The following is a 24,510-nucleotide window of genomic DNA, read 5'->3' as shown; positions in this document are numbered from 1 at the left end:
AATGTGTGCTATATTAACTATAATAACAAAAAGCCAAAATGGGTGACAAAAAAAATAACTTTTTTAAATAAAAAAGAATAAAATGGTTATTTCTAGAACATTACGAAGTTGTTTTAAAGCTCTAGAATGATGGGTTTTAACGGTGTTTATTGAAATGCCAAATAAAGTCGCGACTTCTTTGTACTTAAGATTATCAAGTACTATCGCCTTAAATACTTCTTTACTTTTTAGAGGTAATGCTTCAATTTCATTGTGGATTTTTTTCTTTTCATCTTCAATAAATTTTGTATCCAAATCTTCATCAAAGATAAGTTTGTTAACTTGTTTTTCTATTTCAATAAAACTGAATTTTGATTTCTCTTTTAAAGCTAATAATGTATTGTTTTTAACCGATTTGTAAAGGTAAGGCGCAATGGTATCTTCAAGCTTCATGTATAATTTTTCATCCCAAAATTTAACAAATAAATCTTGAACAATATCTTCTGCCATTACAAAAGAATCGCAATATTTTAAAGCATATGTACTTAGTGGAATGTAGTATAAATCAAACAATTCCTTAAAAGCTTTTGGCTCTCCTTGTTTAAGCTTTTCAAGCATTAATTGTTCGTTTGACTTCATGGTATATAAAGTAAAAGTTTTATTTTCATTATACTATCCTGCGTTATCTTGATTTATATAGAAGTTAAGTATACGTAAGAATTTTTTTTATTTCAATAAAAATAGTTAACCTAATAAAATATACAAAGACTGATGGTTCATCCTATTAAGGAATAGGTTTAAAAAAACTAATATCAATATTTTAAAAATAAACCATTGTTATTTTTAAGCGATGGTCAATTTTATAAATAATTTATATGATAGTAAAAGTATGGGGTGAAGGTTTATTAACTTTACTTTTTAAGTGTTTTGTCTTTGTATTTTCCAGGACTTACACCTATGCGTTGTGAAAATGTTGAAGTAAAATGTTGTAATGAAGAAAAGCCACAAGCAAAAGCAATGTCAGACATATTCATGTCTTCACTGTTTTTTATTAAATCTATAGCTTTTTCAATTTTCAAATTTATTATGAAACTATTAGGTGGGTAGCCTGTGTGTTTTTTTACTTCATATGTAAATTTGGTTTTGCCCATGCCAAACATGTAAGCAAGATCATCAATAATCCATTTTTTATTAATATCATTAGTAACTATTTGGGTTAGTTTAATAATGAAATTGTCTTCTTCTTGAATTTTTTGTTCTCGAAGTGTTAAGTGTCTAAATAAGTCAATAAAAAAGTTCTCTATAATGTTGTTAACAACAATTTCAAAACCTTTTTCTTGATTTGATAATTCTTTTTCGAGTTCTAAAAAGTATTTTTTAAAAACTTTGGCTTTTTCAATAACAATGGCATTTTCATTGGTAATCATGGTTCCCAATTTTTTTTGGAATTTGTCCGATAGTTTTGTCCAAGCACCTAATTTAAGCGATATGTCTAAATCGTATGCGTCGGGTTTAATTACCATCCAATATATTTGACCAATATCCATTTTTCCTGTAGGACTTCCATTTAGTTGCCAAGGTGCTGTAACCGATAGGTTGTCTGGTAAAAGTTCTACTTCATTTTCATCAATTACCCATTGGTATTTACCACTATTAACAAAATGGATTTCAATACCATCATTTAAATGTGGGCGCATGGTTTCATCCATTCTCACTTTTGAAAATTTCATACTACCAAATTGTCTGATATAAGGAAAATGTTTTAATGGTCCTAAATCATCTTGATGCCACCAAATACCCTGATTTCCTGTTTTCTTTTTTTTGTTAGACGAATCGTTTTCTAAAGAATGTTCCATGTTTAACTTTTAAAATCTATTTTTTAAGTTGTATTAATTTTAAAAAGCAAATGTATTTATAAAATTGACCATCGCTTAAAATTAACACTATTTTGTTGTAAAAAAATCAATATTTATACAAAATTTAACAGTAGCAGTTGAATAGTGTTCTGCGTTTACGAAGAAAATAGCTACAGTTTATTAAATTCAAAATAAAAAATGTTAAACATAGCAATATTAGGACTTGGTGAAGGTCGTAGCACAATGTCGGCAGCTTTACAAAGCAAAAAGTTGAAATTGGTAAAAGTTTGCGATTTAAATGAATCGCTTTGTGTAAAACGAGCTGAAGAATTCAATTTTAAATCATACACAACCAATTACCAAGAGTTACTTGAAGATACATCCATAGATATAATTGCTATTTATACACCAGATCATTTACATGCAGAACATGTTAAACAAGCATTATTACATAATAAACACGTGGTTTGCACAAAACCTTTTATAGACGATTTAACAAAAGCTAAAGAGTTAATTGATATTTGTGCAAAAACAGGCAAAAAAGTATTTGTAGGTCAAAGTTCTAGATTTTCAGAGCCTATGCGCCGACAACGAAAAGAATTTAGTGAAGGTTTAATAGGCGATTTAATTACTGTTGAAGCACACTATCATGCTGATAATAGATGGTTTTTGGCTAAAGATTGGTCGTTATTAAATTCTTTTAAATGGTTGTATGGCGGCTTAAGTCATCCAGTAGATTTTATACGTTGGTATTTAAAAGACATAGAAGAAGTAATGGGTTATGGTATGATTAGTGATAATGGCCAACTAGCAGGTTTGAAAAATGAAGATGCTATGCATTTTATTTTTAAAGCTAAAGATGGAAGAATTGCTAGAGTAAGCGGTGTATATTCCTCACCTACCCAACCCACAAAAAGAGATAGTACATTAAGCTGCATTTTACGCGGAACACTTGGCGCAAGTCAAGCAGATTACCACGAACTTAGATATTCAGTAACCACTAAAGAAGGTGAAGAGCGTATTGTGTATTGGGGCGATGAAAAACTTAAATATTATTACCGTTTTGAAGGACAAACCCATCATGCAGGTGAGTATCAAAACTATTTAGAGTATTTTGTTGATAGTATTGAACAAGATTTTACAGCATACCCAAATATGATTGAAGGTATAGGTACTGTAGCGTTATTACAAGCTATGGATAGAAGTTTAGAAACAGGTATGCCCGTAAAAATTGCTAGTATAAAAGCAGAATATGGCATATAATACCTCCTTTATAAAATTGACCAACGCTTAAAAATAACAGTATTTTATTGTTATATTGTGAATATTAGCTGCCCTGTATTAAAAGTTAATCCGTTTTAGTATTGATAAAAAGCGGAATAATTATTTTTATAAGACAATTAATAGCAGTTAGAGAATTATTTATTATCAATCATAAAATTAAAATGAATATGAATAGCAACAGAAAAATAGCAATATTTTTATTAATCTTCTTTGTTGTGTTTTCTAGTCATGCTATCGATATATGGGTTAGTCCAAAAGGCGATGATACAAATTTAGGTACTAAAGAAAAACCTTTAGCAACCTTAAACATGGCTTTAAGAAAAGCAAGAGAATTACGCCGATTAAAAGATCCTTCAATAAAAGAAGGAATTCACATTTTTTTAATGGATGGTTTGTACACTTTAAATGAACCTATATTTATTAGACCGGAAGATTCAGGTACTGCAGAAAGTCCTACCACAATAGAAGCAGAAACCAATTCAAATCCTATTTTAAGTGGTGGTTTGGAAGTGAAAAACTGGAAATTAGCTGAAGCAGTAAATGGATTAAAATCAGGAACTGTTTGGGTTGCCGATGCACCTAAAAAAGCAGGAAACGTAATTGATTACAGACAATTATGGGTAAACGGAAAAAAAGCCGTTAGAGCTAAAAGCGCTTCTGGAAATAAAATGGACAGAATTTTATCTTGGGATAAATCTTCAGAAACCTGTTGGATTCCTTATAAAGATTCTTCAATTAAGTTTGAACCAGGTATGGAAATGTTCATAGTACAATGGTGGGCAATTGCCAATTTGCGTATTAAAGATATTGAAGTTCAAAAAGATAGTGCTAAACTTTATTTTGAACAACCTGAAAGTAGAATACAAAGCGAGCATCCTTGGCCAGCACCGTGGATTTCAAAAAACAACGGTAATTCAGCATTCTATTTAACAAATGGTATGTCTTTACTTAACGAGCCAGGAGAATGGTATTTAGATAAAAATCAAGCCAAAATATATTATTATCCAAAGCCAGGTGAGGCTATAAATAACACTAAAGTCATTATTCCTGTATTAGAAAATATTCTTGAAATTAAAGGAACTATTGATACACCTGTACATCATTTGTCGTTCAAAGGTATTTCCTTTCAGTATAGCAATTGGCTTCGTCCGTCTCAACAAGGGCATGTGCCATTGCAAGCAGGTATGTATTTGTTGGATGCCTATAAATTGAAAACACCAGGCACACCAAACCAAACCACTTTAGAAAATCAAGCTTGGGTTGGCAGACCAAGAGCAGCTGTAGAGTTTAATTATACAAATAACATCACGTTTGAAGGGTGTGTATTTAAGCATTTATCTTCAACTGGTTTAGATTTGAATAAAGGAACAAACCATAACACTATTCAAGGAAATCTATTTAAAGATATTGGAGGAAGTGCTATTAATTTGGGAGTTTTCTCTGAAGAAGCTTTTGAAGCACATTTACCATACAATCCAACCGATGAACGTGAAGTATGTTCAAACGAATTGATTGCCGATAATTTAATTACTAATGTAGCCAATGAAGATTGGGGGACTTTAGGAATAAGCGCTGGTTTTGTTAAAAATATAACAATAACACATAATGAAATTTCAGATGTTTCTTACTCAGGAATTTCGATGGGTTGGGGTTGGAATGCAACGCCTAATGTTATGAAGAATAATAAAATCATCGCTAATAAAATTCATCATTATGCCAAACATTTGCATGATGTAGCAGGTATTTATACCCTTTCCGCACAGCCTGAAAGTCTTATTGCAGAAAATTATATTGATAGTTTATACCACAGTCCATATGCTCACGACCCGTATTTATGGCTTTATTTATATACAGACGAAGGAACATCAAACGTCACCATAAAAAACAATTGGATTCCTGTTGAAAAAAATCTACAAAATAATAATGGTCCAGGAAATATATGGGAAAACAACAATCCTTATGTAGGTGAAAATATTAAGAAAAACGCAGGCATAAGAGAACCATACAAACATTTACAAAACGAGTTAGTAATTGATGAAAATTGGGGTTTACAAAAACTTCCCGAATTTGCAGCTATTGAATTGGTTGGAAAAGAGTTTGATATGGTTGCCATCAAAAAACTAGTAAAAAGTTTTAGAATAATAGATCAAGGTTATTACCAATGGAAAAACCATTTGGTTATTTATGGTAAAATGAACAGCGTTGAAAAACTAAAAGACAGACTTGCATTACTTGCGCCAAAAGCAGAGGTAAAAAGTTACGAAAACCCAATTTACAACTTCAATAATTTTGAAAGATGTAAAGATTCAAAACCAGCTCAAGAATGGGAACATATACTGTTAACCGCAAATTTGGTGGAAGATGAAAAACTTCAAAATGAATATCTAGAGTATCATAAAACACAATTTGAAACATGGCCAGAAGTTGCAGAAGGCTTTTGCAATGCTAGTTTTCAGCAATTGCAAGTATTTAAAAACGGTCGCCAATTAATGCTTGTTATTAGCATTCCTAAAGGTGAAAGTTTAGATAAATTAAACCCAAAAACAACCGAGAACAATCCGCGTGTAAACGATTGGAATGCGTTAATGAAAAAATATCAAACAGGAATTAAAGGCGCAAAACGCAATGAAACTTGGGTGTTTTTAAATAAACTGAATGCTAATTAACCACTAGCATTCAATATACTAACCAGAATAAATGAAGCAAACTAACCATCAATTTTTCGACTTTCTAGATTTTAACACCGACTTATCTTTAGAAGAAGGTGTTTCTAGACTTTGGAAAGCCTGTAGGCCAATTGATATTTCTCAAAATGGACAAGGTGTGGTTTTAATAGTGCCTTTTCAGTGCCAATTGTTATCTAATGAGATAGCGCCCGATACATCGGTTTCTCGAAAAAATTATCATGTATTTTTACGTGCTTTAGGCGAAAAAATACTGCGTGTAAGTATAGGTTTTGATAAAAAAATAGCCGAAACATCCGATATGCTTGAAGTTGCTGATGATTTGAATGAAATGACTCTTGCTATTGAAAAAACGCCTAAAGCATGGAAAGTTATAGATGCTAATGGTGTTTTAAGAGCAGTTTTTAATTTGTCAAATCCAGAAATTGACCATTGGAGCGATTTACTTCCTGAACCTGAAGAATCTATGGAAGCGGTTTTTTATCCTGACGGAAAAAAAGCAGTTATCTTAAACGCATACGACCAGTTTTTTCCAGCTAGAATGGATGCTATGTGTTTATCATTCATTGAAAAATATGGTAAGCCAAGTAAAGCATCTATTTCGTTTCATGCAAAACCAGATGAAAAGTTTGTAGGTACAGGTGAACGCTTCAATAAAATGGACTTATCTGGCCATACTTTTCAATTAAAAAATCAAGATGGTCAAGGCGTAAATAATAAACGAACGTATAAAAATATTCCGTTTTATCTGTCTAGTGAAATGTACGGTTTGTTTTTACATACATCAACCTATTGCAAATTCTCTATGGCCGATTTTTCCACTAAATCGGTACAACTATTAGTTGAAGAACCAGTTTTAGATATGTTTTTAATTGGTGAAGATTCACCCGAAAAAATCATCTATCAATATAAAAAATTAACAGGATTTCCAACAGTACCTCCAGTTTGGAGTTATGGTGTTTGGATGAGCAGAATGACCTATTTTTCAGAAGAAGAAGTAAATGAAATTTGTAATAGGTTACGAGCAGAAGATTACCCATGCGATGTTATTCATTTAGATACTGGTTGGTTTAAAACCGATTGGCTTTGCGAATGGAAATTTAATAATGAACGCTTTCCAAACCCAACGCGTTTTGTTTCAAATTTGAAAAAAAACGGGTATCGCGTAAGCTTATGGCAAATGCCTTATATCTCGGAAGATGCTGAACAATATGAAGAGGCAAAAACCAATAAGTACATGAGTACCTTGAATGCCGAAATAATTAAAGGTGGCTCAAACTTTAGTAATTTAGATTATGCAGGAACCATAGATTTTACATACCCCAAAGCAGTTGAATGGTATAAAGACTTATTAAGAGAGCTTTTAGATATGGGTGTTGCATGTATTAAAACCGATTTTGGTGAAGAAATACATTTAGACGCAAAGTATCATAATATGGCACCAGAATCTCTTAATAATTTATACGCATTGTTATATCAAAAAGCAGCTTTTGAAGTAACTCAAGAAGTTACAGGCGATGGTTTGGTTTGGGCAAGAGCAGGTTGGGCAGGTTGCCAACGCTATCCTATACATTGGGGTGGTGATGCAGCCGCATCTTGGGATGGTATGGCAGGATCTTTAAAAGGTGGATTGCATTTGGGTTTATCAGGCTTCGGTTTTTGGAGTCATGATGTGCCAGGGTTTCATGGTGTGCCTAATTTTATGAATTCGGTAATTCCAGACGATTTGTATGTGCGTTGGACGCAATTTGGCGTTTTTACGTCGCATATCCGCTATCACGGCACTTCAAAAAGAGAACCATATTACTATCCAAATGTAGCTTCAACAATAAGAAAGTGGTGGAAATTACGCTATGCGTTGCTTCCTTACATAATTGCTGAAGGCGAAAAAACGACTAACACAGGCTTTCCTGTTTTACGTGCCTTGTTAATGCATCATCCTAATGATAAGATGTGTTGGCATATAGATAATCAATACTATTTAGGTAACGATTTTTTAGTAGCGCCAATGATGAATTCCGAGAATAAAAGAGATGTTTATTTGCCAGAAGGAAATTGGATTAACTTTTTTACAGGTGAAATATTTACAGGTGAAAAATGGCTAAGAAATTTTGAAGCTTCACTGGAAGATATGCCTGTTTGGGTAAAAGTAGATACTAAAATCCCAATATATCCTGAAACGGTGAATTGTACTGATGACATGGATATGAACAAGACAATAACCATTAAAATAGATGCAAACTTCAAAGGTATTTGGAAGCATTTGGATTATATATAACAAAACAAACAACCATACTATAACAATTAAATAAATAAGACAATGAGTGCAGTTTTAACCAACGAACAAGTAAACCAGTTTCAAGAAGACGGGTTTTGTATTGTAAAAAATGTAATTCCACAAGAATTAATAGAGCGATTACGTGGTGAATGCCAAAGATTCATAAAAGAAAAAGATGATGAAATGGATAGAAAAGGTGTTGAGGTTGACGAAATTAACCACAAAGGAAAACGCTATTTTATAGCATTGCGTTACAAAGATAGTAAAACCATGCAAGACCTTATTTTTGGTGAAGAAATGGAGCAAATTACACGTAAAATTTTAGGAGATAATGTATTTCTATTCTTAGAACAATATGTTGTAAAAGCTGCTGATAAAGGTATGACGTTTTCATGGCATCAAGATTCGGGCTATTTAGATTTTGAACACAAACCTTATTTATCCATTTGGTGTCCGTTAGATGATGTAACCGAAGAAAATGGAACAGTATATTTATTGCCATATAAAGATGCAGGTACAGAAAAACGCATAAACCACGTGTTGCAAGAAGGTACAAATGATAAAATTGGTTATTTTGGTGATAATCCCGGAGTTCCTGCCATATTAAATGCTGGTGACGTAGCGTTGTTTTCTAGTACGTGTTTTCATAGAAGTGGTTCAAATACAACCAACAAATCGCGTCGTGTATTGTTAATTCAATATTCCGCAGAACCTATTTTAAAAAGTACAGGCGAACCACTTTATTGGGCAGAACCTTTTATTAAAGAAGGTGAAAACGTAAATGCATATGTTTAATATATTCTTAACCAACTAACCAAACAGCCACTTAAACTAAAAAAATGAATATATACGACCAATTAGAATTTCTTGACTTTGCTGTAGTAGGTATGTATCTTATTGCGCTAATAGCTATTGGTGCTTGGATAGGTTTCAGGCAAAAAAGACCAGCAGACGAGAATTATTTTCTAGCTGGAAACTCTTTAAATTGGACCAGTATTGGTTTTAATATGTGGGGAACCAATGTTGGACCTTCCATGTTAATCGCTTCGGCAAGTATAGGTTACACAACAGGTATTGTTGCAGGTAATTTTTCATGGTATGCATTCATATTCATTTTTTTATTAGCCGTTGTTTTTGCACCAAGATATTTAGGTGCTAAAGTTCAAACATTGCCGGAGTTTATGGGTAAACGTTTTGGCAATTCTACCCAAAATATATTGGCGTGGTACACTATAGTTACAGTGCTATTAAGTTGGTTGTCCTTAACCTTATTTGCTGGTGGAATTTTAATTCAGCAAATACTTAATTTACCTATGTGGGCATCGGTAGTTATATTGCTACTTATCGCAGGGTTTTTTACTATGGCTGGTGGACTAAAAACGATTGCTTATACCAACGTAATTCAAATGGTGTTGCTAATAATAGTTTCATTTTCATTAATGTGGGTTGGGTTGGATAAAGTTGGTGGTGTTAGTGCGTTAATTGATAAAACACCTTCCAATTATTGGAACTTGTTTTTGCCAAGTGAAGATGCTAACTATCCTTGGGTTGCCATTTTATTAGGTTATCCAATTATGGGTGTTTGGTTTTGGTGTACAGATCAATCCATGGTGCAATCCGTTTTAGGTGCAAAAAGTATAAAACAAGGTCAGTTAGGTGCTAATTTTACAGGTTGGCTTAAAATTATTGATGTGCCATTATTTATATTACCAGGTATTATGTGCTTCATATTATTTCCTAATTTATCTAATCCAGATGAAGCATATATGACTATGGTAACCGAACTGTTCCCTACAGGTATGAAAGGTTTAGTTATGGCAGTTTTAATAGCTGCATTAGTAAGTACCATTGATTCGGCATTAAATGCACTAAGCACGGTATTTACAATGGATATTTATGTGAAAAAATTTCAACCAGAAGCAAGTCAGAAAAAAATTGTAAAAGTTGGACATTTAGTTACTGTTTCTGGAGCTATTATTTCCATTTTTATCACTATGGCTATTGATAGTATTAAAGGGTTGAATTTGTTTGATGTGTTTCAATCGGTATTGGGCTTTATAGCACCTCCTATGTCTGTAGTATTTTTGTTTGGTGTTTTATGGAAAAAAACAACCACAAAAGCAGCTAACAGTATTTTAATTTTTGGAACACTTCTTAGCTTAACTGTTGGTGTATTATATCTTTGGGTGTTTCCAAATAATCCAGCTTCTGGTGTTAAAATTTGGCCTCATTTTCTGATTTTGTCTTTTTATATTTTCGTGTTTCTATCGCTAATGATTGTAGTTATTTCACAGTTGGATAAAAATGGCAATTCGTATCAAAGCACCTTAAATTATACCAAAGCAAAATTATCACCTAAGGTTAAATTCCTTTGGGCTGCATTAATTATTACAATGATTAGCCTATATCTGTTTTTCAACGGACACTAAACTAAATTAAAATAACAATATGATTAAAAACACGAACGATGCTAGTAAAAACCCACCAGCATTACGTATTGATATAAATTATAACACCTGCGATGAATTACCTTCGTTTTCAAAAGGTCCAAAAGGAAATGATAGGGAAAAACATGAAGCTATAGCCAAAGCAGGATTTCAAGGTATTCAAGATGGCGATCCGCAACTTTGTATAGAATTTAACTTGCAATTAACAGCGCATGCTCGAATTAATAAAGTGGGCGATTTAGATGCCTTAATGCCTGTTTGGAAAAGTAAAAATTACAATTGTGCAACCATTCATTTAGGTTGGGGTATGGAAACCGATGCCGAAATGGATGCATTAGTTCAATACGTATTGGATACATCGGTAAAGTACAATTTTCCAATTTACATCGAAACCCATCGCGCTACCATTACTCAAGATTTGTTTAGAACAGTTCAGCTTACAAAACGCTTCCCAGAAGTGCGTTTTAATGGCGACTTTTCGCATTGGTATACAGGGCAGGAAATGGTATATGGTGGTATTGAAAACAAATGGGACTTCATACAACCCGTTTTTGATAGAGTTCGTTTTATGCACGGTCGTATAGGTAACCCTGGAAGCATACAAGTTGATGTAAAAGATGAAAATGCAGATTACGTTCAGCATTTTAAAGAAATGTGGAAACGCTCGTTTTTAGGATTTTTAAAGTCGGCAAAACCCGGTGATTATATTTGTTTTACTATAGAATTACTAAAAGCCGAAATATTTTACGAACGCACCATTTACAGTCAAGATGGACATGAAATTGAAGAAGGCGATCGTTGGCAACAAGCATTACTGTATAAAGAAATAATTAAAGAATGCTGGGAAGCAGCTCAAAAAGAATTAAATTAAAACTTTTAAAAGGTGCTATAACATGATGAAATTAAGTAAGAAAATTGATTTGTTTTCATAAGGAAGTAAAAATAGCAGCGAAAGGATATTCAATATTAAATGGAACAGTAATAAAAACGCATTATAAAAATATTAAATAAAGAATGGAACAAAAAACTGGAAGTTTAAAAAGCACTATAGCAGTATCGCTTACAAATTATCTTGATGCAGGTGCAATTGTTGCAGGCGCAAGCGGATTGACGCTTTGGCAAAATTACCTCGGACTTACCGAAGGACATCTTGGTTGGCTTAACGCTATTAGTGCCAACTGTTTTGGAGCTGCTATTGGAGCGATTTTTGGCGGGTTTCTTGCTGATAAATACGGACGAAAAACCATTTATACCTACAATATGCTTGTGTATATGTTGGGTATTGCCATTATCATGTTTACGGTCAATTTTCCGATGCTCTTAACTGGATTTCTTATTACAGGTATTTCAGTAGGTGTGGGTGTTCCTGCTTCATGGACATATATTTCTGAAAATTCTGAAGTTGGTAATCGTGGGCGCAATATGGGTATTTCTCAGTTTGCCTGGGGTGTTGGTCCAACTATCATTTTGCTTTTAGGCATGTTGTTTGCTCCTGGTAAAGCCGATGCTTCAGCAGGTGTGTTATTTGATTATGTACAGAAAATTGCAGCACTTTTTATTGGTAACGATGCAAGTGTTGAAGCAGTTAATGTGTTTAGTAGTCGAATTATTTTTGGCTCGTTGTTTATTGTTGCCTTTATCGCATGGAATCTTCAGCGAAAACTAAATGAATCAAAAGATTGGCAAGAAGCTAAACAAGTTCAAGGTAAAGACAATCAACCAAGTGTTTTTGCATCATTTGGTACACTTTTCACCAATAAAGTAAATATTCGTACCATGCTTTTTCTTGCAAGTATTTATGTTACTTGGAATATGGTTGCTTCCGTGATGGGTTTCTTTCAACAGCACATTTATGAAACCGCAGGCGGTCTTTCCAACGGAGAAGCGAACATGATATCAGCTGTACAATGGATTGTGATTATTGCTGTTACTTATTTTGGATTTGCCATGATAGTTGATAAAGTAAATCAGCGTCTATTATATTTTGTTGGCACTTTAATAGGTGTTGCAGCATGGTGCATTCTCATTTTTGTAGGCATTAAAAATACATTTGCCTTATGGACGTTCACTATACTTTGGGGTGTTCATGCAGGGATAAGTGTGCAAGCATTTTATGCGCTTTGGGCTTCAGAACTTTTTCCTGCTCAATATCGCGCCGCAGCACAAGGTGTTATGTTTTTTCTAGTAAGAGGCATCGCTGCAGTATGGGGGTTAGGTTTTGTTAATATTTACGGTGAAAACGGTGAAGGATTTAACACAGCTGCCTACATCATGGTAGGATTACTTCTGGTTGCATTAATAATAGGGACTATTTGGACGCCAAAAACCCGAGGCAAAACGTTACAACAAATTACTGATGAAAGATACGGAGACAATATTTAAAACTGTTTTGTAGTATCAAAATAAATAAACTAATGAATAAATCTTTTTTACCAAATGACACGTCTGTTTCAACATGGATTTGGTATCCGGGTGATTATGAAATTTGGCTAAGCAATAAAATGCAGGTAAGACGCACCGAGCGGGAAGCTGTTTTTCCGCCGCTTTGGCGGTATTACAGTCCGTATCCTTTGGTAACCTTTCAAACCGAAGTGGATATTCCTGAAGCAGATGATGTAAAAATTTATTCAGAAGGTTCTTTTCAATTATTAGTAGATGATGTTCAAATTTATGGGCAGCCAAAATCAATTAAAATACCGTCTGGAAAACATAAAATATCTTTAAAAGTTTATAATCAAGAAGTGTTACCAGCTATTTTTATGGATGGTAAATATGTAAAATCAAATAGTTCTTGGGTAGTAACAAATGAAGATAAATTGTGGATTGATGAAACGGGCAAAGCACAACAAGCAGGAACACCTTGGATGCCTGTTGGAACTTGGAATTTTAATTCACCCGAAAATAAACCATCAGAATTTCAACTTAAAACCGAGCCTTGGAATGCCAAAAAGGTAGAAAAAGTAGGTCTTAGCGAATTAATAGACTTTGGCAAAGAAACCTTCGGCTACATTAAAATTCATGGTTTAAAAGGAAAAGGGAAATTAGCGTTGTATTATGGTGAATCGCGAGAAGAAGCTTTAGATTCCGTCAAATGCGAAACATTAGATTATTTAGAATTTGATGGCACGCAACCTGAAACCTACACACACCATGGGTCAAAAGCATTTCGATATGTTCAAGTACAAGCAGACGCATCAGTAACATACGATTCTGTTTCCATGCTGTATGAATATTTACCATTGGATTATCGAGGTAGCTTTAAATCTTCAGACGATTTATTGAACAACATTTGGGATGTTTCGGCTTACACCATGCATTTAACCACGCGCGAATTCTTTATTGATGGTATTAAACGCGACCGTTGGATATGGTCTGGTGATGCCTATCAAAGTTATTTGATGAACTATTATTTGTTTTTTGATTCACCATCAGTAGAACGTACCTTATTGGCACTTCGCGGCAAAGAACCAGTAACGGCACACATCAATATTATAATGGATTATTCGTTGTATTGGTTTGTTGGTATTTACGATTACTATTTATATACTGGCGATACAAAGTTTATAAAGACGTTTTATCAACGAATGAAAACGCTTATGGATTACTGTTTGGGCAGAAGAAATAAAAACGGATTTCTAGAACCATTGGAAGGAGATTGGGTTTTTATTGATTGGGCAGATGGTTTGCCAAAAACAGGCGAAGTAAGTTTTGAACAAATGCTTTTAGTGCGAAGTTTAGAAGCTATGGCAGTTAGTGCCGAAATAGCAAGTGAAACTGAAGACCAAAAACTGTATCAAAAATTAGCCAATGACTTAAAAACAAAATTGTTTGATGTGTTTTGGGATGAAAAAGAAAACATTATGAAGCATCAGCGTATTGATGGAAAAATACAAGACATTGTTACCAGATACGCCAATATGTTTGGTATCTTTTTCAATTATTTTAATGAAGACCAAAAACAAAGCGTAAAAAACAAGGTGTTGCTTAATGATGATGTTCTACAAATCACCACACCATATATGCGATTTTACGAGTTAGAAGCCTTATGTGCTATGGGCGAACAAAAATTCGTGTTGGATGAAATTCGAGATTATTGGGGTGGTATGTTAGCAAATGATGCCACATCATTTTGGGAAAAATACGATCCAAAACAAAGTGGAAAAGACCATTTAGAAATGTACGGACGTCCTTATGGAAAAAGCCTGTGTCACGCTTGGGGTGCTAGCCCAATTTACCTTTTCGGAAAATATTATTTGGGTGTAAAACCAACAAAACCCGGGTATGCAGAATATGAAATTAAACCAAATTTAGGTGGTTTACAATGGATAGAAGGTAAAGTGCCAATACCAAATGGAGATGTTTCATTATATTGTAGTACAAACGAAATTAAATTAAAGGCTTCAAATGGTATGGGTGCTTTAATCATTAACAGTAAAAGTAAACCAACTTCAAATTATGGTAACATAACTATTTTAGGAAAACACCAATACCAATTGAAAATTCAACCAAATACACCATATCATATTAATTACAAAGCATTATAAATACGATGATTAAAATTAGATTTATATTTATTTTAGTAAGCACTTTAGGATGTCTTTTGGGGAATTCTCAAAACGCAATTCCGAGTTGGCAACCAGCTTCTTATAAAATTGTCGGCTCTAATTATCAAACCTTTACTACAACACAATATGCACACGTTTTTTCTGGAAGCAAGCATAATGTTGTTCGTTTAGCACCCGAATTAAAAGGTTTAACAGGTATTAAATTACCTTATAAAACTGATAACCCATTAAAATTGAAATTTAATGAGCCAGTAAAAGTGATTGTTGGTGTTTTTAAAGATGAAAATTCAAATATCAAAGCGAATAAAAATGCGCAGCTTGTTTTACAAAATGGACTAACTATTTCTGGTTTGTCATTTGTAGATGTGTATGCTATGCCATATTCAAAGGGAACACATGTTATTAATACATCTGGTTTATGCACCGTTTTGGGCGTTATAAAAGCAAATGAAACATTGAATTTTCGAAATGCAGAATGTCCAGATGGCAACCTTTGGAATCCAACTTTTATAGTTGAAGGCTTTTCAGATGAAAAACCATTATTTGAAATTATTGGCGGTCAAAATTCACCAGTAGTTGATGAAGGCATGCCTGGAACCGAAGGTATCCAAGGTGGTTTTGAAGGTGGTCGTGTTGTAAAAGTTGGTGATAGGTATCATATGTTTCCAACAGAACGCGCTGGAGAAGTTGGGGTTGAAGCCTATTACGATCGTGTAAAAACTAAAATTGGGCATTGGACAAGTACAGACGCCATAAACTGGAAACGTGAATCTACCATTTTACAAGCTAGTGGAACATATGCCATAACTGAAGATGATAACCCAATGAACGATAGGCGTGCAGCCATTTGGTCGTACATGCCTGTTTTTAATGAAGTGGCAAATAAATGGTATGGCTATTATTTGGCATATACTGTTCATAAAGAGATTGAACCAAACCATTCTTTTGGGCGTATTTGGAGATGCGAATCTATTGTTGATGGTATAGAAGGCATTGGTGGTCCATATAAAGATATTGGCATTATTATTGAGCCTGGTTTAAATTCAAAGCCATGGGAAGGCCGTCAAGGTGTCGCTTCTTTTTTTCCATATAAAGTGAGTGAAAATGAATGGTTAGGTTTTTATAGCGGTGCGTATCCGTTTAAAACTTGGGACGATTATCCTAAGAAATCAGGAAAAGGCTGGTTTGTAGGACTTGCTAAATCCAATAGTTTAGAAGGACCTTGGAAACGTTTAGATGCAACAATAAATCCAATAACATCGATGCATCCTTTTTTTGTTGAAAATCCAATTGTTAGTCAGTTGCCCGATGGAACATACATAGCTGTTTTTGATGGAGGTCCAGAAGGTTGGGGGCATCATTTACCAAATATGATGGCGTATAGTTTGTCTAAAGATGGTTTAAAATGGTCGGAAGCACGCTATTTACCAATTGAAACCAAAGTTGATAAATGGTGGGATATTATGCGAACGCCTTTATGTTTACTTCCCGAAGGGAACGATATTTACACCATTGTATATGCTGCCATCGATTTGAAAAGAAGATTTCATCCTATGGGTATGGTAAAAGTTAAATTGAATAAAGAAGCACTAGCTGAAAGACTTCAAAAGTTATAGAATAAATGAGAAAATTAAAAAACGTAATCATTATTTCAATTTCAATTGTTTTTATTGGATGTGGAACTTCAAAATATAAAAAACGTGATATCACAAACGATGTCATGCTAGAGATTTACAACGAAATTAAAACACCTTATAAATACGGCTTGGTGATGGTGCCAACCGATAATTCCTATAAAATGGATTGTCCAAGTGTCTTCAAAAAAGATGGAAAATGGTATATGACCTATTTGATTTTTGAAGGTAGAGGTTATGAAACTTGGTTGGCAGAAAGTGATGATTTACTCAATTGGAAACATTTAGGTAAAGTTATGTCGTTTTCAAAAGATAGTACGGAATGGGATGTAAACCAAAAAGCAGGATACATTGCTTTGCAAGATCCTACTTGGGGCGGTTCTTATGAATGGAAGAAATATGATGATAAGTATTGGATGAGTTATTTTGGAGGAAATACAACTGGTTATGAAGCAGGTATTTTATCAATGGGAATGGCTTATACCAATAAATTGCCAACAACACCGCATGAATTTCAACGATTGGAAAAACCAGTTTTGTCTCCGCATGATTCAAACGTTAAATGGTGGGATAATAGCACCATGTATAAAAGTTCGGTAATTCAAGATGTTGCTAAAGAAACGGGACATGAGTTTATCATGTATTACAATGCGCGAGGTGATAGTATTAATCCTGCTAAAGGTGCAGAGCGTATTGCTATGGCAGTGTCTAACGATATGAAACAATGGGAACGTTATGGCGATAAACCGTTGATTAATCATCATAAAGGTATTTCGGGTGATGCTTTTATCCAACGAATCAACAATACCTGGGTAATGTTTTATTTTGGTGCTTTTTGGACTGGTTGGAACCAAGGTGCTTTTAATCGTTTTGCAGTTTCGAACGATTTAATACATTGGAAAGATTGGGAAGGCGATGATTTAATTAAATCAACTGAAGATTATGATAATTTATTTGCGCATAAATCTTTCGTAGTGAAAGATAATGGTATTGTGTATCATTTTTATTGTGCCGTAAACAAAAAAGAACAGCGTGGTATCGCGGTAGCAACATCCAAAGATATTGGTAAAAGTAATTTGCATTTTGTAAAGCTAGATGATGAAAAAAAGTAACATTCTTATATGTTTTTTGATTGGTAGTTTTTGGATTGCAAAATCCCAAACCGTTAGTGGCGAACCTGCCGGCATTCCAGAAGCACCCCAAAAATATAGTTTTGCACCATGGGAAGATCCTTTGGTAACCAGCATCAATAGACAGCCAGCAAGAGCAACAGCCTATTCATATAAAACCGTAGAAGATGCATTGGAAGGTAACCGAGAGAAAAGTAGGTTATTGATGTTAAATGGTAAATGGGATTTTAAATATTCAGTAAATCTTCAGCAAGCTCCTAAAGATTTTTACAAACAAGAAGTCAAGAATTGGGATAAAATAGATGTGCCTTCCAATTGGGAATTAAAAGGTTATGATATTCCCATTTATAAAAGTGCAGTTTATCCGTTTCGACCTGTAAACCCACCGTTTGTACCTAAAGACACCAATGGTATTGGCTCCTATCAGCATAAATTTAAAGTGCCAAGTGAATGGAATAACATGACGGTAACATTGCATTTTGGTGGTGTAAGTTCAGCATTTCAAGTATGGTTAAATGGCGAATTTGTGGGTTATGGTGAAGATAGTTGTTTGCCTTCAGAGTTTAATATTTCACCGTATTTAAAGGAAGGTGAAAACGTATTGTCGGTTCAAGTGATTCGTTATAGTGATGGAGCCTATCTAGAAGACCAAGACCATTGGCGTATGAGTGGTATTCAGCGCGAAGTGTTTGTTATGGCAGAACCAAAATTGCGAATTCAGGATTTTTTCTATCAAACAAAATTGGATAAAAAGTATGAAGATGCCGTGTTTCAATTGCGTCCGAAACTTGAAAATCTAACGGGTGCAAATGTGAAAAAAGCTTCGTTTGAATTTCAATTGTACAATGCTGAAAACGAAGTGCTTTTCACCAAACCTATCGATACATTGGCAATAGCAATTGTTAATGAAAGTTATCCACGATTAGATAATGTACGTTTTGGTTTCTTTGAAAAAAAGATTGAAAAACCTAAAAAGTGGAGTTCTGAAACACCCAATTTATATACTTTGGTGATGACTTTAAAGGATGAAAACGGCAATATTTCAGAAGTGAAATCGTGTAAAGTAGGTTTTCGTGCTATTGAGTTTTCAAAAGAAAATGGCAAGCTTTTAATCAACGGAAAAGAAACCTATGTTTATGGTGTTAATCGTCACGATCATCACCCCATTCGCGGAAAAGCATTAAAAAGACAAGATATTGAAGACGATTTAAAAACCATCAAGCAATTCAATTTCAATACCATAAGAACAAGTCATTATCCAAACGACCCTTATTTTTATGAGTTGTGTGATGCATACGGTATTATGGTTATGGACGAAGCTAATTTAGAAACACATGGTTTAGGTGGAAAATTAAGTAATGATACCCAATGGACGCATGCGTATTTAGAGCGTATGAGTAGAATGGTTGAACGAGATAAAAATCACCCGAGTGTGGTATTTTGGAGTTTGGGTAACGAAGCTGGAAAAGGTCCAAACCATGCAGCCATGGCTAGTTGGACACACGATTTTGATATTACCAGACCTGTACATTATGAACCAGCGCAAGGCAACCCAAGATTGGATGGTTACATTGATGAACGCGACCCAAGATACCCTAAAACAGTTGACCACGCACACCGTTTTGAAAACCCGCAAGATGAACCTTATGTAGATATGGTGAGTCGTTTTTATCCAGGTGTTTTTACGCCTAAATTTTTAGTTGATACTAAAGCAGATATACGTCCTATTTTGTTTGTAGAGTATTCACATTCTATGGGAAATTCCACAGGAAATTTAAAAGAACTTTGGGATGAATTTCGTTCGTTACCACGAATAATTGGTGGTTGTATTTGGGATTTTAAAGACCAAGGGTTGTTAAAAACAGATAAAAATACCGGACAGGAATTTTATGCCTATGGTGGCGATTTTGGTGAAAAACTACACGACGGTAATTTTTGTATCAACGGTATTGTAGCTTCTGATGGTAGGCCAAAAGCAGCTATGTACGAAAACAAATGGGTGTATCAACCAGTTACGTGTAGTTTGGATGGAAACCAATTAACAATCAAAAACCGTCAAGCAACAAATTCGTTAGAAAATTACATGCCTGTTTTGCAAATTCTTGAAAATGGCCATGTTGCCAAGGAAGTTGTATTAAATCGTTTCAAAGTAGAAGCAGGAACAGAAACGGTTTTCAATATTGAAAAGTTTCTACCGAAGTTAAAATCGGGCGCAGAATATTTTTTAAATATTCAATTTCAATTAGCTCAAGATGAAATTTGGGCAAAAAAAGGATTTGTTGTTGCGGAAGATCAATTTTTATTACAGAAGAAAGATGTTGTATCATATCTTTCAAAAAATAAAGAGTCAATTTCAGCTATAGAGTCAAATGAAGTTATTTCAGTAAAAGGAGCATTATTCAATATCGATATCAATAAAAAAGACGGCGCACTAACTTCTTATGTTTTCAACGGAAAAGAACAAGTTTTTGCTCCACTATTACCAAATTTCACCCGTCCGTTAACCGATAATGATAAGAAAGGTTGGAAGCCGCAAAAAGTTTTAAAACCTTGGTATGAAGCGAAACCAATATTAAAGTCTATTAAAACTGAAAAATTAGGCAATGAAGTACTTATTATTTCTAATTACGAAGTAATAAAAGATAGTGCACAAGTAACGGTTTCATATACCATAAAACCAGATGGTATTATAAAAGTTGATTATCAGCTAAAAGCTTCGGAAGCATTACCAAACATTCCAAAAGTGGGTATGCAAATGGGTATTAAAAACGATTTCAAACAAATTTCATGGTACGGAAAAGGTGCGTTGGAAAACTATATTGATAGAAATCACGGATTTCCTATTGAATGCTATTCGCTTCCTTTAGAAAAATTCACCGAACCCTATGTCATGCCACAAGAAAACGGCAATCGAACAGATGTGAGATGGATGAGTTTTTCAACCCAAAACAAAAACGAAGGTTTATTGGTGATGAGTAAAAACCAAGCGCTTTGCATGAGTGCATGGGCAAACACCCAAAAAAATATTAATGAAGCAAAACATACGTTCGATTTGATTGATGCTGGTTTTTTAACCGTAAATATCGACCTCATTCAAATGGGTATTGGAGGTAATGATAGTTGGTCGCCAGTAGCTGCACCTTTAGAAACCTATCAAATACCATCTAAAAATTATGAATACGGTTTTTATATAGTGCCATTTAAATCGAATAAAGAAGGATTAAAAAGTACATTGGATAAATTTCAATATTAAATGAAAAAAGCAACAAAATATTTGTGTCTATTTTTGGTTGTTTTATGTATGTTTTCATGTAAGGAAACCCAAGTAATTAGCACATCTTATTTTAAGCCTACTCAAGAAACAGCAAAATCTTGGGTGTATTGGTATTGGTTAAAAAGTGCCTATTCCAAAGAAGGTATTACAGCCGATTTAGAAGCCATGAAAAGTGCAGGCTTAAGAGGCGCTTATTTAATGACTATAAAAGGACCAACAGAACCACCGTTAATAGAACCGCCAGTTTTACAATTAAGCAAAGAATTTTGGGACATGGTACATTGGGCATTAACCGAAGCAGACAGATTGGATTTAAAAATTGCTTTCCATCCAGCCGATGGTTTTGCTGTTGCTGGTGGTCCATGGATTACGCCAGAAATGTCTATGCAAAAAGTAGTTTGGGCAGATACGCTTGTTTATGAAAATAGAACGAGAAATTTAAAACTGCCAGTTCCTCAACATTTCGAAACTTACTATAAAGACATTGCTACCTTTGCAATACCAGTTAATGAAGCTTTTAAAACGTCCATAGAAATTCAACCTAAAATAACCACTTCTAATAGTGAAGCTGCGGTGTTTTTAACGGATAATTCAAAAGAACAAACACAATTCAGATTAAATGAAGTTGGTTGGATTCAATATGAATTTGATCAGCCATTTACTTGTAAATCCATTCAAATTGAAACAAAAGGCAATAACTATCAAGCACACCGATTATTGGTTGAGGTAAGTGATGATGGTAAAACTTTTAAAAGTTTAGGCAGGTTAGAAACACCACGCCACGGTTGGCAAGATACAGATGCTTTTTACACACATAGCATTGTTCCAGCAACAGCTAAGTATTTCAGGTTTATTTATAATCCTGAAGGCACCGAACCTGGAGCTGAAGATTTAGATTCAGCTAAATGGAATCAAGGTTTGAAGGTGGCAAAAATTATACTTTCTAATGAACCTTTAATTGAAAATTATCAAGGTAAATCTGGTGCTGTTTGGCGTGTTAGTTCATTAACAACAGAAGATAAGATAACAAATCAAGATTGTGTTGATACATCCAAAATGATTAACATTTCTAATTTTGTAGATAACAATGGTGTTTTAAACTGGGAAATTCCAAAAGGAAGGTGGCGTATCATGCGCTTTGGGCATACGTCTACAGGTCATGAAAACGCAACAGGTGGTGCAGGAAAAGGTTTGGAAGTTGATAAATTTAACCCTGAAGCTATTCGTTTTCAGCTAGACCATTGGTTTGGTGAAATGCTTAGAACTGCTGGTCCAGAATTGGCTTCAAAAGTTGTAGAAATCCTACATATGGATAGTTGGGAATGTGGTAGTCAAAATTGGTCGCCCGTTTTTCGAGATGAATTTAAAAAACGCCGAGGTTACGATATTGTAGCGTATTTGCCTGTGATGGCTGGAATTCCATTAAATGACATACAAACTTCAGAAAGTATTCTATACGATGTTAGAAAAACCATTTCCGAATTAATTGCCGATAATTTCTTTGGAACTTTAGCCAATGAAGCTAAAAAAGCAGGCGTTAAATTCAGTGCAGAAAATGTAGCCCCAACCATGACAAGTGATGCCTTGTTACATTTTAAATATATTGATTACCCTAGTGGCGAATTTTGGTTTCGAAGCCCAACGCACGATAAACCTTTTGATATGTTGGATGCTATTTCTGGCGGCCATATTTACGGTAAAGATATCATTCAAGCGGAAGCATTTACACAACTTCGTATGGACTGGGACGAGCATCCAGGAAATTTAAAAACATTGGCCGATAGAAATTATGCTTTAGGAATTAACCGTTTTTTTTATCATGTGTTTGTTCATAACCCGTGGTTGGATAGAAAACCTGGTATGACTTTAGACCCAATTGGTACTTTTTTTCAGCGCGACCAAACATGGTGGAAACCCGGAAAAGCGTTTTTCGATTATTGTAAAAATGTGCAGTTTCAGCTTCAAAAAGGATATCCTGTTATTGATTTAGCAGTTTTTACAGGTGAAGATATTCCGTCAAGGTCGGTATTACCCGATAGGTTAGTACCATTTATTCCAAATATTTTTGGTGAAGATAGGGTTGCTTCAGAAAAAGTACGATTAGAAAATATGGGGCAACCTTCCGCACACATGCCTAAAGAAGTACGCTATTCAAAAAATAGCACCGATTTATCCGCATGGACAAATGCTTTAAATGGCTATAAATATACGTCGTTTAATACTGATGTATTGTTGAATGATGCTAAAGTAGTAAATGGCAAAGTGGTTTTTAGAGGCGGTATTGAATACAGTGCATTATTGTTTTTAGGAAACAGAAAATTATCGCCAAATAATATAATGTCTTTGGAAGTGGCTCAAAAAATGTTGACGTTGGTAAAAGAAGGTGCAACTATTTTTGTTGCTGAAAAACCAACTAAAATGACCGGTTTTTTATCATCTTCAGAAAAAGAACAATGGCAACATGTTATAGACGAATTATGGAATAGTAAAGGAAAACAACAATGGCAATTAGGAAAAGGAATTGTTGTGAAGTTGCCATATTTAGAACAAACTTTTGAGAAATTAGGATTTGTTCCAGATGTGATGGTCTATAAAAAACCACAAACCATTGCATGGACACATCGGAAAAATGCCGATAGTGATATTTATTTTTTATCAAATCAATTGGAAGAAAACGTGGTTAGAACATTGTCGTTCAGAATTTTAAAAAAAACACCTTATTTACACCATCCAATAACAGGTATTGAAACCGAAATTAAAAATTGGAAAATTGAAAATGGACGAACTATCATTCCGTTACAATTTGATAAAAATGAATCATTTTTCATTATTTTTAAAGAACCAACTAGTAAAACAAGTTCTAGTGAAAAGCAAAATTGGTCGGATTTTGAAACGGTTGAAATTTTAAATGAAGATTGGATACTTCAATTTGATAAATTATATAAAGGACCTTCAAAACCTATTAAAATTAATAAATTGTTTGATTGGAGTACTTCTGAAAATGATAGTATTACATATTATTCAGGAACTGTTAGCTATTCAAAAACCTTCAATTGGAATATATCTGAAACTAAAGATTTGTATTTGAATTTTGAAGACGTTAACAACATAGCAGAAGTCAACTTAAACGGAAAAAATTGTGGCATCATTTGGACGTTTCCGTACCGTATTAATATTTCCGAAGCCATAAAAAAAGGAGAAAACAAGTTAGAAATAAAAGTAACCAATACGTGGGCAAACCGATTGATAGGTGACCAAAAATTACCAGAAAAAGACCAATTTACATGGACAACAGCTCCTTATCGATTAGATGGAAACCCACTATTAAAAGCAGGATTACTGGGTGCAATAACTATTAAAAAAGAAATAAAAAAGTAAG

General features: G+C 34.1%; 14 protein-coding genes. 12 read left to right on the top strand and 2 right to left on the bottom strand.

The features are described 5' to 3' along the window. Nucleotides 1-63: 63 nt before the first annotated feature. Both ACFQ1R_RS08105 and ACFQ1R_RS08100 read right to left on the bottom strand, forming a co-directional pair. Nucleotides 64-618 (bottom strand): RNA polymerase sigma factor, encoded by a 555-nt coding sequence (locus tag ACFQ1R_RS08105; protein ID WP_379925639.1) that lies wholly within the window; start codon nucleotides 616-618, stop codon nucleotides 64-66. A gap of 272 nt (nucleotides 619-890) precedes the next feature. Continuing rightward, on the bottom strand, nucleotides 891-1,835 hold the full coding sequence (locus tag ACFQ1R_RS08100) for a helix-turn-helix domain-containing protein (protein ID WP_379925638.1): 945 nt from the start codon (nucleotides 1,833-1,835) through the stop codon (nucleotides 891-893). A gap of 198 nt (nucleotides 1,836-2,033) precedes the next feature. Between ACFQ1R_RS08100 and ACFQ1R_RS08095 the strand changes: the two genes are divergently transcribed. The 12 genes from ACFQ1R_RS08095 to ACFQ1R_RS08040 all read left to right on the top strand — a co-directional run bounded on the left by ACFQ1R_RS08095 (nucleotide 2,034) and on the right by ACFQ1R_RS08040 (nucleotide 24,509). Beyond that, nucleotides 2,034-3,098 (top strand): Gfo/Idh/MocA family protein, encoded by a 1,065-nt coding sequence (locus ACFQ1R_RS08095; RefSeq protein ID WP_379925637.1) that lies wholly within the window; start codon nucleotides 2,034-2,036, stop codon nucleotides 3,096-3,098. 188 nt (nucleotides 3,099-3,286) lie between these two features. Then, complete coding sequence (locus tag ACFQ1R_RS08090; protein ID WP_379925636.1) at nucleotides 3,287-5,785, top strand: L-rhamnose mutarotase; 2,499 nt, start codon at nucleotides 3,287-3,289, stop codon at nucleotides 5,783-5,785. 31 nt (nucleotides 5,786-5,816) lie between these two features. Then, nucleotides 5,817-8,081: a glycoside hydrolase family 31 protein gene (locus ACFQ1R_RS08085; RefSeq protein WP_379925634.1), complete on the top strand. Its 2,265-nt coding sequence runs from the start codon at nucleotides 5,817-5,819 to the stop codon at nucleotides 8,079-8,081. A gap of 42 nt (nucleotides 8,082-8,123) precedes the next feature. Continuing rightward, entirely contained in the window at nucleotides 8,124-8,876 is a 753-nt protein-coding gene (locus tag ACFQ1R_RS08080) for a phytanoyl-CoA dioxygenase family protein (protein WP_379925632.1), read from the top strand. A 44-nt stretch (nucleotides 8,877-8,920) separates the two neighbouring features. Then, entirely contained in the window at nucleotides 8,921-10,510 is a 1,590-nt protein-coding gene (locus ACFQ1R_RS08075) for a sodium:solute symporter (protein ID WP_379925631.1), read from the top strand. Between the two features lie 19 nt (nucleotides 10,511-10,529). After that, on the top strand, nucleotides 10,530-11,399 hold the full coding sequence (locus ACFQ1R_RS08070; RefSeq protein ID WP_379925630.1) for a hypothetical protein: 870 nt from the start codon (nucleotides 10,530-10,532) through the stop codon (nucleotides 11,397-11,399). A 143-nt stretch (nucleotides 11,400-11,542) separates the two neighbouring features. Further along, complete coding sequence (locus ACFQ1R_RS08065) at nucleotides 11,543-12,910, top strand: MFS transporter (RefSeq protein ID WP_379925629.1); 1,368 nt, start codon at nucleotides 11,543-11,545, stop codon at nucleotides 12,908-12,910. A 32-nt stretch (nucleotides 12,911-12,942) separates the two neighbouring features. Next, a complete protein-coding gene (locus ACFQ1R_RS08060; RefSeq protein ID WP_379925628.1) occupies nucleotides 12,943-15,072 on the top strand; it encodes an alpha-L-rhamnosidase-related protein in 2,130 nt (709 codons plus the stop codon). Between the two features lie 5 nt (nucleotides 15,073-15,077). Further along, nucleotides 15,078-16,709, top strand: a complete 1,632-nt coding sequence (locus ACFQ1R_RS08055) for a hypothetical protein (protein ID WP_379925627.1) — start codon at nucleotides 15,078-15,080, stop codon at nucleotides 16,707-16,709. 5 nt (nucleotides 16,710-16,714) lie between these two features. Further along, entirely contained in the window at nucleotides 16,715-17,839 is a 1,125-nt protein-coding gene (locus ACFQ1R_RS08050) for a glycosylase (protein WP_379925626.1), read from the top strand. Next, a complete protein-coding gene (locus ACFQ1R_RS08045) occupies nucleotides 17,823-21,110 on the top strand; it encodes a glycoside hydrolase family 2 TIM barrel-domain containing protein (protein ID WP_379925625.1) in 3,288 nt (1,095 codons plus the stop codon). Before ACFQ1R_RS08050 ends, ACFQ1R_RS08045 begins: the two co-directional genes overlap by 17 nt. Further along, nucleotides 21,111-24,509: a glycosyl hydrolase gene (locus ACFQ1R_RS08040; RefSeq protein WP_379925624.1), complete on the top strand. Its 3,399-nt coding sequence runs from the start codon at nucleotides 21,111-21,113 to the stop codon at nucleotides 24,507-24,509. It abuts the gene before it with no gap. The last annotated feature ends 1 nt before the right edge of the window (nucleotide 24,510 follow it).

Origin of the sequence: Mariniflexile jejuense (assembly GCF_042675665.1) — a bacterium.
GTDB lineage: Bacteria > Bacteroidota > Bacteroidia > Flavobacteriales > Flavobacteriaceae > Mariniflexile > Mariniflexile jejuense.
This window is presented reverse-complemented; position numbering and strand designations above follow the sequence as displayed.